At 37.7% G+C, this 15,138-nt stretch carries 7 protein-coding genes; 4 read left to right on the top strand and 3 right to left on the bottom strand.

What is annotated here, in order from left to right; genetic code table 11:
- Positions 1–207: 207 nt before the first annotated feature.
- Entirely contained in the window at positions 208–3,714 is a 3,507-nt protein-coding gene (locus CWS31_RS17970) for a thrombospondin type 3 repeat-containing protein (protein ID WP_148747644.1), read from the top strand.
- A gap of 147 nt (positions 3,715–3,861) precedes the next feature.
- Here CWS31_RS17970 and CWS31_RS01345 read toward each other — a convergent pair whose 3' ends face one another.
- The 3 genes from CWS31_RS01345 to CWS31_RS01355 all read right to left on the bottom strand — a co-directional run bounded on the left by CWS31_RS01345 (position 3,862) and on the right by CWS31_RS01355 (position 7,718).
- Positions 3,862–4,935, bottom strand: coding sequence for an NHL repeat-containing protein (locus CWS31_RS01345; RefSeq protein ID WP_148747645.1), 1,074 nt, complete (start codon positions 4,933–4,935; stop codon positions 3,862–3,864).
- A 135-nt stretch (positions 4,936–5,070) separates the two neighbouring features.
- Positions 5,071–5,832, bottom strand: a complete 762-nt coding sequence (locus tag CWS31_RS01350) for a phytanoyl-CoA dioxygenase family protein (protein ID WP_148747646.1) — start codon at positions 5,830–5,832, stop codon at positions 5,071–5,073.
- 266 nt (positions 5,833–6,098) lie between these two features.
- On the bottom strand, positions 6,099–7,718 hold the full coding sequence (locus CWS31_RS01355; RefSeq protein ID WP_148747647.1) for a sugar porter family MFS transporter: 1,620 nt from the start codon (positions 7,716–7,718) through the stop codon (positions 6,099–6,101).
- Between the two features lie 540 nt (positions 7,719–8,258).
- Between CWS31_RS01355 and CWS31_RS01360 the strand changes: the two genes are divergently transcribed.
- The 3 genes from CWS31_RS01360 (at position 8,259) to CWS31_RS01370 (ending at position 14,776) form a co-directional block, all read left to right on the top strand.
- A complete protein-coding gene (locus tag CWS31_RS01360; protein ID WP_246143264.1) occupies positions 8,259–10,631 on the top strand; it encodes an agarase in 2,373 nt (790 codons plus the stop codon).
- Between the two features lie 43 nt (positions 10,632–10,674).
- The gene (locus CWS31_RS01365; RefSeq protein ID WP_246143290.1) at positions 10,675–12,945 is read left to right on the top strand and encodes a beta-galactosidase; all 2,271 of its coding nucleotides are present in this window, start codon (positions 10,675–10,677) and stop codon (positions 12,943–12,945) included.
- Positions 12,946–13,063: 118 nt separating this feature from the next.
- A complete protein-coding gene (locus CWS31_RS01370; protein ID WP_148747649.1) occupies positions 13,064–14,776 on the top strand; it encodes a sulfatase-like hydrolase/transferase in 1,713 nt (570 codons plus the stop codon).
- Positions 14,777–15,138: the final 362 nt, after the last annotated feature.

The raw sequence follows: 15,138 nt of genomic DNA on the forward strand, positions 1-15,138 counted from the left end.
CTTCATGTAATTTACTGACGTACCTTGGTGTGTTCATTTGTCTTAAAAAATTTACATTTGTTAACAATTTACTTTACACAATTTACAAAAGCAATTACATTGACTGTGAGAAAAATACCATGTATTTGCTGAAAGTGTGAGTTGTTAGTACTACCACCTTAAGCATTTAACTATAAAAATAAACATTTTTCATACTGGAGAAAACCAATGAAAACATCAAAAATACTACTCTTTTCAACAACATTGTTACTACTGTCAGCATGTTCAGACGAAGAAATACCAACGGAAATAAAAGAATGTCTTAGTACTGAAATCTTGGATGGTAATAGTTGCATAGCTATTGATGATACAGATAACGATGGCGTGAATGACACGTTAGATCAATGCCCTGACACTCCATCAGACTCTAGTGTTGATGCTATGGGTTGTGCGGTTGTGGTAAATGATGATACAGATAACGATGGCGTGAATGACACGTTAGATCAATGCCCTGACACTCCATCAGACTCTAGTGTTGATGCTATGGGTTGTGCGGTTGTGGTAAATGAAGATACAGATAATGATGGCGTGAACGACACGCTAGATCAATGCCCTGACACCCCAGCAGGGACTAGTGTTGATGCTATGGGTTGTGCGGTTGTGGTTATTGAAGATGACGATGGCGATGGCGTGATTGACACGCTAGATCAATGCCCTGACACCCCAGCAGGAGCTAGTGTTGATGCTATGGGTTGTGCGGTTGTGGTTATTGAAGATGCCGATGGCGATGGCGTGATTGACACGCTAGATCAATGCCCTGACACCCCAGCAGGGACTAGTGTTGATGCTATGGGTTGTGCAGTTGTGGTTAATGAAGATGCCGATAACGATGGCGTAAACGACACGCTAGATCAATGCCCTGACACCCCTGCAGGGACTAGTGTTGATGCAGATGGTTGTGAAAAGGCTAATGGCGGTGAACATGTTGTTGGTTTATTGTACGGTGAAGTTGCTGGCGCAATGAATGAAACAGATGCCAACCCTAATTGGGTGCGCACAACAGATTTATTGCAAACAGAAGACGAAATTGGCGGTGAAACTACTGAGATTTATACTGGTTTCATAACTGACGACGACGGGCATATTTCTTTCTCTGAACATATTGATGATTCTGTTCGTTTGTATATTGATGGGGTACTTGTCCTTTCTGATGATAGTTGGGAAACCGCAACATCAACGAGTGATCTGAACTTGACTCCAGGTACACACAGCTTCGAACTGAGAATAGGTAATCTTGATGGCGGAAGTGGCGCAGTTGGTGACAATCTAGGTTTTGGTATTGATGTTGATGGCGGCACAAACTTTGTTCATCCTTCAACATTAAGCGATAACATATTTACATCAGAAGGTGAGGAAACAGGTAACCCTAATGAACAAAATGATGGCGACATCATTGTCCAGCTAGAAGACTTTATTAGTACTGGTGCACGCGGCAAAGTAGGTGGCGACAATACCATCGGTTTTGGTAAAACGGCTACCGGTATAAATTGGGTAACTAATGGCGATTATGGTGATTACCAAGTTACCTTTACAGAGCCAGGAACTTATCAAGCGTATATAACTATTGCTGCAGCAACTCTAGGTAGTTATGGTGCTCGCCTTATGCTTGGTGACTCGCTTGTTGCTTATGGTTACATGACTTCTACGGGGAGTTGGGATGTTTCTGAAGAGTTTGGTTTAGCAGGTGGTCACTTTGCGGTAGAAACCGCAGGCTCTTATGATCTACGTGTACAAGCTTACGGTGGCTCAGATTGGCAGTGGAGTGGTGACCAAGTACGCATTACACGTATTGGTGATTACACGGCAGCACCTGCGCCGCATTATAATCCTGAAGATCATTTTGTAGCCGAAATTGAAGGTCCAGATACGGACGTCATGTACCTTAAAAAACCCGTTGCAATACCTACTGCTAAACAAGTATTGAAATCTGATGTTTGGTATACCTACCCACAAAATAGCGATCTTACAGGTTACGATGATTTTGGCGCAACTGGAGCATTCTGGGGACATCCGCCAGAGGAAGATTTCTACGATGATACAACTATTATTGACTGGACAAATCTTGTAGCAAATTTTCAAAACGAAGGTATTAAATATACCGCGCGCGGTGAATTTGACTGGGGATTTCGTTGGTTTACTGAATACATGACTAACCCAGAAAAACATTACGTACTTACTTTAGATGATACATACGTAAGAATGACTTTTATGGGTTATCTCAGCCATAACGGTTTTAACAATAATTGGTTGAGTAATCATAGCCCAGCTTTTGTGCCATTTATGAAGTCACAAGTTGACCAAATATTAAAAGCTAATCCTGAACGCTTAATGTTTGATACGCAAACTAACTCAACACGCACCACAGATATGCGTACTTTTGGTGGCGACTTTTCGCCATACGCCATGGAAAACTTCCGTATCTGGTTAGGTAAAAAATATAGTAACTCTGAGCTAGAAGCTCTGGGAATTGACGATATAACTACCTTTGACTACAAACAGCATTTACTTAATGCAGGAATAACACACCAAGCATTTGCGAACGGCGCAGACAAAATCACAGGAAATATTCCTATGGTTGAAGACTTCATTTATTTCAACCGTGATGTATGGAACCAAAAATTTGCTGAAGTATTAACCTACATTCGTCAACAACGTCCTGATATTGAAATTGGTGCTAGTACACATTTATTTGAGTCTCGAGGTTATACCTTTAACGAGAATATTACTTTTTTATCGGGCGAATTGAATTTAGGTGCAAAAACAACAATTGAAAAGCTCCCTACTAATATTCTTGCTCACTTAAAAGGTGCACAAGCGGTAGGCAAAACATTGGCTTACTTCCCATATCCTTGGGAATTTGCAGAGCTTAAGGCACAAAATGCTCCTCGTTTTGGTCGTGGTTGGGTAGCACAAGCTTATGCTTATGGCGGTATATTCTCTATCCCTGCTAATGTTTGGATAGGTGACGAGGGGGTTTGGTCTCCGGGTGCAGATAATTATCGTGACATTTATCAATTTGTTCGAGCACAAGAGAACTTGTTTGATAACTACACTTCTTATTCTAAAGTGGGTCTTGTTCACGCAATGTACTCATCAATGAAGGCGGGCTTTATTGACGGTGGCAATCAAATGCAAATCAGTGTGAGATTGTTTACCGAAGAAAACATCAACTTTGACATGCTAGTGTTTGGTGACGAAGGTTATCCTGTTGTACCTCGCCAAGAAGACTTTGATAAGTTCGATGTGGTATTTTTTGACGGAGATAAGAACTTATTAACTACTGAGCAATTAGCGGTATTAAACGCACAGGGCAGTAAAGTAAGACATATTGGTCAACGCGGTACTATTGCAGACTTAGCGATTAATGTGAGTATTAATGGCAGCGTTTCGAATGAAACAGTATCAGCGGTATCACGAATTCATGAAACTGATTTGAGTGCGCCGTATGTTGTACACTTAGTTAATCGTCCGTTTGCCAATGGTGTAACACCGACACTTAACGGTGTTGAAGTAGCGGTTCCAGCGAGCTACTTCCCGCAAGCAGTAACAGCGGCAACGATACACTTGCCTGATGGTACAAGTACTACGTTACCTGTTACAACCAATGTAAATGGTGATGCAGTAGTAACGGTTAACAACCTTGAAGTGTGGGGTATTCTTGAATTAGGTCACTAATTCATTGATTAACTAATACGTTAAAAAGTAAATATAAAGCCTCTTAAAGGTGATACTAGTTAGCTAAGTTGACTAGTATCATCAATTAAGGGGCTTTTTTTGTTTGTTAAAGTGGCTTATTAAAGGAGAATGAAAGCGTACAAAGTATTATTTTATCGGTGTCAGCTTAAATGGGTAACTTTGATTGCCGCGCCATTGACCAACATATAAGTTACCTTCATCATCAATACACATTCCATGACAATGCTTAAATACATCCCAAGTCGTCGACATAGTTTGTAGTTTACCACCTTGATAAATAGGTGCTGTGCCACCTAAATTAGCAATAACCTTATTGTCTTTATTAAATACACTAATAAAACCCGAATCTTCAGCATTTTCTTCATCAATGTGTGACCAACAAACTGGGGCAAAGAAGTTTTCGCCGCTAAATACCGGCCCGTGAATATAAGCACCGGGAGTATCAATTCGTCCACGGTAGCTACCGTCTAAATTAAATAATTTTAAACATTGCTCCCAGCGAGAGCTGACAATTAGATGTGGATCATTTGGATTGCGTGTATCAACACCTACACCATGCGTGTTGAATAGGTTGTAATTTTTATCTTCATTTTTTTGTCCTCCCCAATGGCTAATATAGCGACCGTAACTATCGTATTGAATAACAAAATCAGAGCCATAGCCATCAGTGATATAAATATCGCCATTGGGAGCCACAGCAATATCAGACGGACGAAAGGGCATGTCTGGCTGATAAATGCCAATGGTCATTGGGTGACCTATGGTGTACACCAAACGACCATCGAGCGTAAGTTTGACTACAAAGCCTTGTTGAGCAATAACCTTGTTATAAGGTGACGCCCAATCGTCGGTACTTTTACCATCCCAATGACGGTTTAATACCCAACCATGATCTACCACATAGAGGAATTCTTCGCCGTTTTCCTCGACAATTTCTATCGAATGTGCTCCAGGATATTCAGATCCCCAAGCTTCAGCTAAGCTGCCATCTTTGTTATAGATGATAAAATTATTTTTGGTATTGTCTGTTAACATGATAATACGACCTTTAGAGTCTATGACCATATCGTGACAGTTTTCTACGGGATTCTGGCTGGGATCAAGTTTGCCCCAGTGAGCATCTACTTTATATTTAAAATCACCTTGCCCAATAATCATTCCGTGCGGATCTTGTTGAGACTTAGGAAAATAATTAGTCATTATTACGATACCTTTTTTACCATATAAAAAAACGATGAGTATTAAAAATATTCATCGTTTAAATTGAATAGGAATAGTTAACCTGAAAACTACATTTTTATAAAATTCATTATCCAGAACTAAGTTAGTTAAAACCTAAGATTGTTGCCAATTAATAATGGCGTCATCATCTACACGGTTTAGCGGATAATAAACCGCTTCGTTTTCTTCCCAAGGTTGATTAGTCATCGCATTATAGGCGCTTATCATTGACCAACGAGGATGATCCGATTTATTCTGGTTAGATTTATGCAACAAGTTACAGTGAAAGAATAAGGTATCGCCAGGCTCTAATTCAACATAGACTAATTCGTGATGTTTCATTGCTTGTTCAACAAACTTTAACTCCGCGCCTTTTTGATCGCCAGTTCTATTATGGTTTAAACGGCCTAATTTATGCGAACCTTTTAATACTTGTAAACAACCGTTTTCTTCTGTGGCTTGATTAATGGCAACCATACAACTAATGGCTTTTGGATGTAGCATTTGGTTGTCGTGATGCCAATAACCAAAGTCTTGATGCCATTCCCAAGCACCACCTACTTTTGGCTCTTTCATCATAACCTTTGTACTGGTGTGGTACATTTCTTCACCCATGATAGCTTCGCATGAGTCAACTAAACGATGACTACGAGAGAACATGCTGTATAAATCATCCGTAGTCTCTTGCCAAATACAAACTTTACTCACTTTACCTGAGCTGTCTTTTTGATGCCAAGCATTGTTCTGTAAACGAGGATCGTTAAAAGCCACTTCAGATAAACGATCTATTTCTTTTTTATTGAAATAACCTTTAGCGATAACGTAGCCGTCTTCATTGAATTGGTCTATTTGTTCAGATGTTAATTTGATGCTCATAGTATGTTCTCTCTAACAGCTAAGCTGAGAATTAATAATGGAATGTTCGGCACTCACTATAATATAAACGTAATAAATCAGTCAATATTTTATTTTTATATGAATCTCTTATTTTTATGTGAATTTAATTGTGGCTGTGTGTGAATGATAATCATGTCATTTAAATTATTAATGCGTAGATTTTTAAAACAAAAAAAGGCTTTTGATTTAATCAAAAGCCTTTTCGGTTAATACCCTTTTTTATTAAAAGGTGTTCTGTCAGTAGATCACGCTAACTTAGCAGCATGTTTTTTATTTTTATCTGCTAAATGACCAGCAAACATCTCTTCTATTTCTTCAATCGTTTTTCCTTTAGTTTCCGGCATCATTTTACTAACAAACAATAAACCGCTTAAGCAAAAGCCTGCGTAAATTAAGAATGTTGTTGCTGCACCAAAGTTTTCTAATTGCCAAGGGAAAAGGGTTGGTACTAAAATACCGCCAAAAATTGTGGCAATTAGTGCACTTGAGGTAATGGCAATAGCACGTACTTTTGTTGGGAAAATTTCAGAAAATAATATCCACAAAATAGGGCCTAATGAAAAGTTAAAAGAACAAACAAACACAATAATACCAATAAGCACTAACATACCTTGCATGTGCGTTGAAGAAACTAATAGTGCATTTTCTATTACGGCAAAACTCTCTGCACCTGTTAAAGATAAAACAGCTTGTTTAAAAGCGACATCACTTGTAAATTCAACCCCAACAAGTGATGCGAGTATTGATGTATCTATTATATTGGCTATGCTCGTTAATGAGTCGTTAGTAATCATGTAGGTTGCTTCATAAAAGCCATATCCTACAATGGCTAAGCTTAAAGTACATGTTATTAATCCACCAATCAGCATTATTCTACGGCCAATTTTATCAATATAAATTAAGGCTAAAACGGTAAAGAATGCACCGATAAGATTCACCCATATTGCTTGCGCAAAGGCTGACTCGCCAGCCCCTACTTGTTGAAAAATCATCGGTAAAAATGTGAGTATCGCATTCATGCCTGATAACGCTTGTACTGCAGCCATCAACATGCCGATAGTGAGAGCAATGCGAATATTTTTACTAAATAATAATTTCAATTGCTCAACATAACTTAAAGAATGACCGGTATCTTTTAAGCTATCTACTATTTGATCAAATTCAGCGTCAACGTGAGTGTCGTTTTCATTTGCAGGTTTAAGTTGGTGTATTACTTTACGTGCTTGTTCATGCTTATTATTAAGCACTAACCAGCGTGGACTTTCTGGGATTAAAAAGAGTAAACCAAACCAAATAATTGCTGGTAATGTTTCAATACCTAACATCCATCGCCAAACATTAGTGTTTGTTAGGTTAATTGCTTGAGCCCAAGCTGAGTTTGAGTTTGCAAACGCAACAAAGTAGTAATTTAATATAGCCGCAACTAATATACCAATAACGATATTTAATTGATTAAGACCTACTAATTTTCCACGTATTTGTGGCGGAGCAATTTCACCAATGTACATAGAAGCTAAGCTTAATGAAGTAAATGCTAAGCCACCGATTAAACGTGCTGAAAACAACCATTCATAACTTGGAGCAAGCGCAGACCCTACTGCTGATAAGACATAGAGTGCAGCAATAATCATTAAGGTTTTTTTACGCCCCCAATGCTCACAAAAATAGCCTGCAACAATAAGCGCAACTAGAGCACCGTAACCTGGGGCAGCTCCAATATTGCCTTTTTGGATGGCGGTTAAGCCAAATTCTATCGTTGTGTATTCAAAAGTGCCCGATATCAACATGATGTCGAGTCCGAAGATAAAACCACCTATGGAGACAATAAAGGCGTATAAAAATGCTTTGTTATTTGATTGATACATCTTAAGTTACTCTTTTTATTATGGTGTGAAGCCTAGCTCATTAGCACCAAATATAGAAATAGTTCATTCGTTACTTCATTAATTATTATGTTTTACAATTTTAAGGTTAGTGTTTTTAACCTTTTACATTGCAATGTAAAATAATAATAATAATTCAAAACAAATAAACATTAGATTGTAAACAAAATACAATTAATAGGGGTGTTATTCAAGTTAATAATATAAAAAATAGAAGTGAACTATAGAATTATGATGATTGTATCTCAACTTTTTTACTGACACTAAATAACTAAAGTTCAGATTAAGCTTCGTTAATTAGCAAGTACTGATATGAGTGGTTCATTAATATACCCAAGCCATTTTAAAATACAGAATTCAGCTTGAAGTGGCTTGGGTGTAAATGTATTGGTTATTTAATTTTATAAGTCGTGAGATTAAAAGTAATCCATAAACAATAAATATGGTTGACGGTTAATTGTTAACAATGTAGTGTGATAAATAACAATTTGTAGATAATTTAATTAAAATTTGTGAACCAATATGATGAATAATACATTAAAAAATAGAACGCTGTTAAGTACAGTGATCAGTAGTACATTATTTAGTCTATGTTTCTTTGGCTGCAGCAGTGCATTGACAGACAACAAAGATGCAAATTCTTCATCAGGAGAAGATGCCTTTGCTAAGGAAGTAGTGTTATCAACGCTAGTAGATTTTGATTCAGCTCAACAGCAATCATGGGTAAATGCACCTACGGCTACAGCTTTGGTTAAAAAAAGTGATAATAAATCTGGTTTAGATGATGCCGGTTTAAATATTGAGTTTTTGGCTAGCGAAAATATTTCTCAAGTTACCGTAAAGCCTAATCAGTCTTGGCAGATGGAGAAATTTCAAGATTATAATTTGGCTTTCGACGTTACCAATGAACAAGATAAATCAATACAACTCTATCTCTCTGTTGAAAATGAAGCAGGAGAATATCAAAGTCGCTCCATTAGCTTAGCTGCTAATTTTTCTGGCACAATATACTTCCCACTAACAGGTAAAGAAGCTGAAACCGAAACTGGATTTTGGGGCGATGCGCCACCTTGGGAAACCGAAGATCAACTGATGATTTGGCGTTCTTGGCGTGCTGATAATGTTAATTTAGACAAGGTAGCGGCACTTAATTTTTTCACCATTGGTTTATTAGAAAATAAACAAATTGAAATAGACAATATTCGTGTAAGAAAAAACCCTGAATCTGATCCTTACTGGATGAAAGGCATTATTGATAAGTTTGGTCAGAATGCAAAATTAGACAGTTCGATGAAAATAAACTCCTTAGCGCAACTTAACGAAGTTTCTGCTAAAGAGCTTAAAGAGCTCTCAGAATCTAAAGGTATGCCTAATCGTTCAAAGTTTGGTGGTTATAGCGCAGGACCTAAGTTAAAAGCAACGGGTTACTTCAGAACACAAAAAGTTGATGGTAAATGGTGGATGGTAGATCCAGAAGGATATTTATATTTTTCCCACGGCCCAGCTAACGTGCGTATGGCAAATTTATCAACCCTTACAGGTGTTGACTTTAAAGATGACAAAGTTCGTATTCGTTATGATTATGAAGTAACGCCAGAAGACTCAATGGGTATCGTAGAAGTTTCTGAAGAGATTAAGGCTACACGTTATATAAGCTCTCCGTTACGACATAATATGTTTGAATGGTTACCTAGTTACGATGACCCATTAGCAAATAACTATAGTTACCGTCGTTCAACACTTAAAGGTGCAGTACCTCATGGCGAAACCTTTAGCTTTTATCGAGCCAATCTAGAGCGTAAATATGGAGAACAATATCCAAATTCTTTTGAAGACAAGTGGCGTGATGTAACACTAGAGCGTATGAAAGACTGGGGATTTACCTCGTTTGGTAATTGGGTTGACCCGATGTTTTATCCTGCTAAACAAGTGCCGTACTTTGCCAACGGTTGGATTATTGGTGACTTTAAAACCTTGTCAGGTAAAACAAATCACTGGGGATTAATGCCTGATCCGTATGACCCATTTTTTGCAGAGCGTGCAAGAATCACAATTCAAGATATTGCGGTAAAAATCAAAAATTCGCCTTGGTGTGTTGGTATCTTTATCGACAATGAAAAAAGCTGGGGAGAACGAGAGGGCAGTGTTGAAGCACGTTATGGTGTGATCATTGATGCACTTTCAAAAGATATACAAGAAAGTCCAGCTAAAAACGCTTTTATGAAACATTTACAAAGCAAGTATAAAACTATCGGAAAGTTAAATAACTCATGGAATATTCAACTGGATAACTGGCAGGATTTAGCTAAAGGTATTGATTTTACAGTATTTAATGAGAACCAAATAGATGACTTATCGACAATGCTTGAAATGCTTGGAGAACAATACTTTATTGTTGTTCATAATACTTTAGAGGAAATTTTACCAAACCATTTATACATGGGAGCTCGCATGGCTAATTGGGGGATGCCTGATGAAATTATTAAAGCGTCAACCACGTATTCAGATGTGTTAAGTTTTAATATTTATGAAGAAGGCGTACAAGAACATTTTTGGAAGTTTCTAGAAGAAGTTGACTTACCAGTAGCCATTGGTGAATTCCATATTGGTACAGCAACAGATTCTGGGATGTTTAACCCGGGTATTGTACATGCAAGTTCGCAGAAAGACCGTGCCGAAATGTATAAAACATATATGGAGAGTGTGTTAAATAAACCTTATATGGTTGGTGCTCACTGGTTCCAGTATGTTGATGAGCCTATTTCGGGTAGAGCTTTAGATGGCGAAAATGCCAATATCGGTTTTGTTGATGTAACTGATACTCCTTACCCTGAATTAATAAAAGCAGTAAAAGACGTGACCTCTACTATGTATCAAAATCGATATGGTAAATAGTTTGTTTAATGTTAAATACCAACTAACCATCACTGCTGGCGTAATGCTAGCAATGATGGGATGTACTGATAATTCAACAGCTATAGTCGATAAAACGGTTGGGAATCTTGACTCGAATAATATTATTTATTCATTTGAACAAGATGAAAGCTTAACGGCTGTTAAGGTAGTGAATGCTAGCAAATCGTTACAAGATAACGATGGAAATAAAGTTTTAAAAATAGACTTTAAAAGCCAAGCTAACCACGAGTCTTCCGTTGAATTTTCTAGTGCTAAGCCATGGGATTGGAGTGAAAAAGGATATTTTGGACTTGCCTTTGATATAACTAGTCCATTAGTTTCTTCTACACACCTTTATGTCTCTGTAACTGATAGCGATGGTAAAACGCATAATAGAAGCTTTGTAGTGCCCGCACAATCAAGCGACAGCTATGTTGTCGAGTTAAAAGGGCAATATCTTAATCAAGAAGCGGGTATAAGAAGTAACCCTGATAGTTGGCAAGATCGTTACACCCCAATAATTTGGCGCTATGGTACTAAGCAAATTAATTTAGCTAAAGTTGAGAAAGTGACTTTTAAAGTTATCGGAGTACCAGAAGATAAGTCACTGACTTTTGATAATATTCAACTGGTGACACCGGAAGCAACAGACAATAACTACCTTGTTGGTTTAGTCGATAAGTTTGGTCAAAATGCCAAAATAAATTTTGAAAATAAAATATCTACAGTTGAACAGCTTATTGAGCTTTCTAACCAAGAACAGCAGGCATTAAAAAACACTACAATACTAGGCCGTTCAAAATTTAATGGCTGGATTGATGGCCCTAAATTAAAAGCTACTGGTTTTTACCGTGTTGATAAATACCAAGATAAATGGACGTTAATAGACCCTGAAGGGTACTTGTTTTATTCTAATGGTTTAGCCAATGTGCGTATGGCAAATACGTCTACCATTACAGGTTATGACTTTGATCCTAACCTAATTAAACAGAGAGAACCTGGTGACTTAACACCGGAGGACTCTATTGGCTTAAATCGAGCACCTAAAGATGCTTGGTCAAGTCGACATGTAAGTTCAACGCTGCGTGCTGATATGTTTAATTGGTTACCAAAATATGGTGAGCCTATGGCAGAGCATTTTGGTTACCGAAGAGAAGTTCACTCAGGGGTAATTCCTAAAGGGGAAACTTATAGTTTTTATCAAGCTAATTTAGCTCGCAAGTATCAAACAGATGATCATTTAAAAATAGATGAAAAATGGCGAGAAACCACGCTTAAACGTATGCAAGCATGGGGGTTTACTTCATTTGGTAATTGGATAGACCCCAATTATTATGATATGGAAGAATTTCCATATTTCGCTAACGGTTGGATAATTGGTGACTTTAAAACGGTTAGCAGCGGCAATGATTACTGGTCGCCATTACCTGATCCTTTTGACCCTAAATTTAAAGAACGCGCATACTCAACCGTTAAACAAGTTGCTAGCGAAGTAAAAAATAGTCCGTGGTGTGTTGGCGTGTTTATCGACAACGAAAAAAGCTGGGGACAAATGGGTAATGTTGAAAGCCAATACGGCATTGTTATCAGTGCGCTAAGTTTGGAAGCAAATAGTAGCCCAACCAAAGCAAAATTCACCCAAATACTAAAAGATAAATACCAAACAGTTAACGCATTAAATTCGGCTTGGCAAGTCGATGTAGCATCATGGAAATCATTCGAACAAGGAGTAAAGCTTACAGATATTAATGATGCAATGATTAAAGACTTCTCAACTATGCTTTATGTCTTTGGTCATAAATACTTCAGTGTAGTGAATAATGCTATGGATGAGTTAATGCCAAATCATCTTTACATGGGCGTAAGATTCGCTGATTGGGGCATGACACCAGAATTAAGAGCGGCGGCAGCAGACGTTGTTGATGTAGTGAGTTATAACTATTACAAAGAAGCTATTAATGAAGATTTTTGGACGTTTTTAGAAGAAATAGATCGCCCAAGTATCATTGGTGAATTTCATAATGGCGCAGTAGACTCGGGTTTGTTAAATCCTGGTCTTATCCATGCGGCTAGCCAAGAAGATCGCGGTAAGAAATACACTGAATATGTTAATAGTGCTATCGATAATCCTTATTTTGTCGGAACACATTGGTTTCAGTACATAGACTCTCCGTTAACTGGGCGAGCACTTGATGGTGAAAACTATAATGTCGGTTTTGTTTCAGTAACCGATATACCTTATCAGCCTTTAGTTGATGCAGCTAAAAAGGTAAATCGAAACATCTATAACAGACGTTTTACTAACGATAAATAATAACCAGAACTTTAAGTTTACATAAGGTGCGTCAATGTAGAAGTAGTTCCCTTTACATTGATGCGCCTTATATTATTTACGCAAGTTACTAATAATCAACACCCATGAGTAATACATAATGAGTCAATTTACTTTCAAATATATCGTTTTAATTTGTACCTTTTTATTATCATTTACTAGTTATGCTGCAGATACACGGCCTAATATTGTTGTGATCCTCTCTGATGACTCAGGCTATACCGACTTAGGAACTTTTGGCGGTGAGATTGAAACTCCAAACCTTGATCAATTAGCTAATGAAGGCATTCGTTTTAGTAACTTTTACAGTAATGCTCGATGTAGCCCTACCCGAGCTACCTTGTTAACCGGCGTTGATGCTGCACAGGTAGGTTTTGGCGGTGGTGTTGTCGGCGATTGGGTACGTGAATTGCCCTTTAAAGCGCATCGCGGACGACTACCTTATGAACAACCTTTAATTTCAGAATTACTCAGTAATAATGGTTATCAAACTATGATGGCTGGTAAGTGGCATTTAGGTGGTAGTTATATCAAAGAACACCCCAAAGCAATGTCACCAGGTTGGATAAGCTCACATTCCGGGATGAAGCTTACCCAAGAAGAAATGGATCTAGATTACCTTGGTTTACCACCACAACGTGGTTTTCAAAAAAGTTTTGTTTTTCATGGTGCGCAAGGCAACTTATTTGCCACACCTGAAGATAAGCATGAATATTATGAAGGTAATAAAAGAGCAAAACTAAAATACGATTATAACTACAACATGCGCTGTTACGCAGGTAATGCTTTTAGTAAAAAACATTACAGCGCATGTGATGGAAAGTCAGGCAAAGCTTTTTACGCAACAGATGGTATGACAGACCGCGCTATTGATATGATTAAAGAGGCCTCTACTGAAAAAGAACCATTTTTTATGTACGTAGCCTATCGAGCGCCACATAAACCGTTACAGGCACCAGAAGAACTCGTTCAAAAATATCTAAAACGTTATGAAAACTTACAAAGCGTGGCTGATGCTCGCCATGAGGGGCTAGTTGAAACGGGTATGTTTGCAAAAGATGTAAACACTACAAATAACAACTACATGTGGACGAAACAAGATAAAGAAAAAATTGATCAATATCGTCTGCAAGCGGCAGTACATGCTGCCATGGTAGAAAAAGTAGATGAAAATGTGGGTAAACTTATTCAAGGGCTTAAAGATACAGGCGAATATGAAAACACACTGATTTTATACTTTTCAGATAACGGCGCAGCCTCTCATATTGGTGATCTAATGAATATCCCTTATAAAGGTGTGAAAGCCTTACTTTGGGAAGGTGGTGCACGTACGCATGCTATAGCAAATTGGCCAGGGGTAACTAAACCGGGAACGATCACCGATAATGTTGTATGGGTTGGCGATATAGTACCAACGATATTAGAAATCACAGATACCACGTTTCCAGAAAAATTTCGTGGCGAAACACCAAGAAAACCTGATGGCCGTAGTGTTATGGCAACACTTAAAGGTGAAAAAATGGCTCCACCTGAAGTTATATTCAATAATGATAAAGGACAGCAGAGTGTTGTTTATCAAGGGCGTTGGAAATTATTAATTGAAGCCGGTTGGTACTTACAAACACTAGCAAAACCAGGTATCGCTTATGAGCTTTATGACTTAGATAATGATCCTGGAGAAACCAATAATTTAGCCAGTCAAAAACCTGAGTTGGTCGCAAAATTAACCGCTATGTGTGACAAGTGGAGAATAGAAAACGAAATTGTTGATTATGCTGAGATTATAAAAATTAAACCTAACGACCCTTATTAAGTTTGATTTAAATAATGAGTTATCCCAATCCAAGGCACTGAGGTTACTAAAGCTCTTATTCGACGAGTTTAGGGCGCTTTAATTATCGATACAGTGCTTTGGAATGATGTGGCCTAGCATCTTATTCGTTTTCACATCAAGTTTACAAGCTAAGTGTAATTTAACCTGAACACTAGTTTCCTAACTGCTCACATATTTTAGTGGCTGTTGCTTTTAATGTTTTAAAACTTCCTAGTTAATCTAGTTGAAATGTGTGGTTTAACGGACGCTTACAGTAGTGTTTACTATTATTACTACAGCAGATAATTATCATTCTTTTATTATTGTAAACAAAAAACAGTTAATTGTTTTTTTATTGTTCT

This window comes from Colwellia echini, assembly GCF_002843355.2.
Classification (GTDB): Bacteria; Pseudomonadota; Gammaproteobacteria; order Enterobacterales; family Alteromonadaceae; genus Colwellia; species Colwellia echini.

What these genes read in the sequence shown, in the direction of transcription:
- CWS31_RS17970 (WP_148747644.1), top strand. Translation starts at nt 208, where the DNA reads ATGAAAACATCAAAAATACTACTCTTTTCAACAACATTGTTACTACTG.
- CWS31_RS01345 (WP_148747645.1), bottom strand. Translation starts at nt 4,935, where the DNA reads ATGACTAATTATTTTCCTAAGTCTCAACAAGATCCGCACGGAATGATT.
- CWS31_RS01350 (WP_148747646.1), bottom strand. Translation starts at nt 5,832, where the DNA reads ATGAGCATCAAATTAACATCTGAACAAATAGACCAATTCAATGAAGAC.
- CWS31_RS01355 (WP_148747647.1), bottom strand. Translation starts at nt 7,718, where the DNA reads ATGTATCAATCAAATAACAAAGCATTTTTATACGCCTTTATTGTCTCC.
- CWS31_RS01360 (WP_246143264.1), top strand. Translation starts at nt 8,259, where the DNA reads ATGATGAATAATACATTAAAAAATAGAACGCTGTTAAGTACAGTGATC.
- CWS31_RS01365 (WP_246143290.1), top strand. Translation starts at nt 10,675, where the DNA reads ATGCTAGCAATGATGGGATGTACTGATAATTCAACAGCTATAGTCGAT.
- CWS31_RS01370 (WP_148747649.1), top strand. Translation starts at nt 13,064, where the DNA reads ATGAGTCAATTTACTTTCAAATATATCGTTTTAATTTGTACCTTTTTA.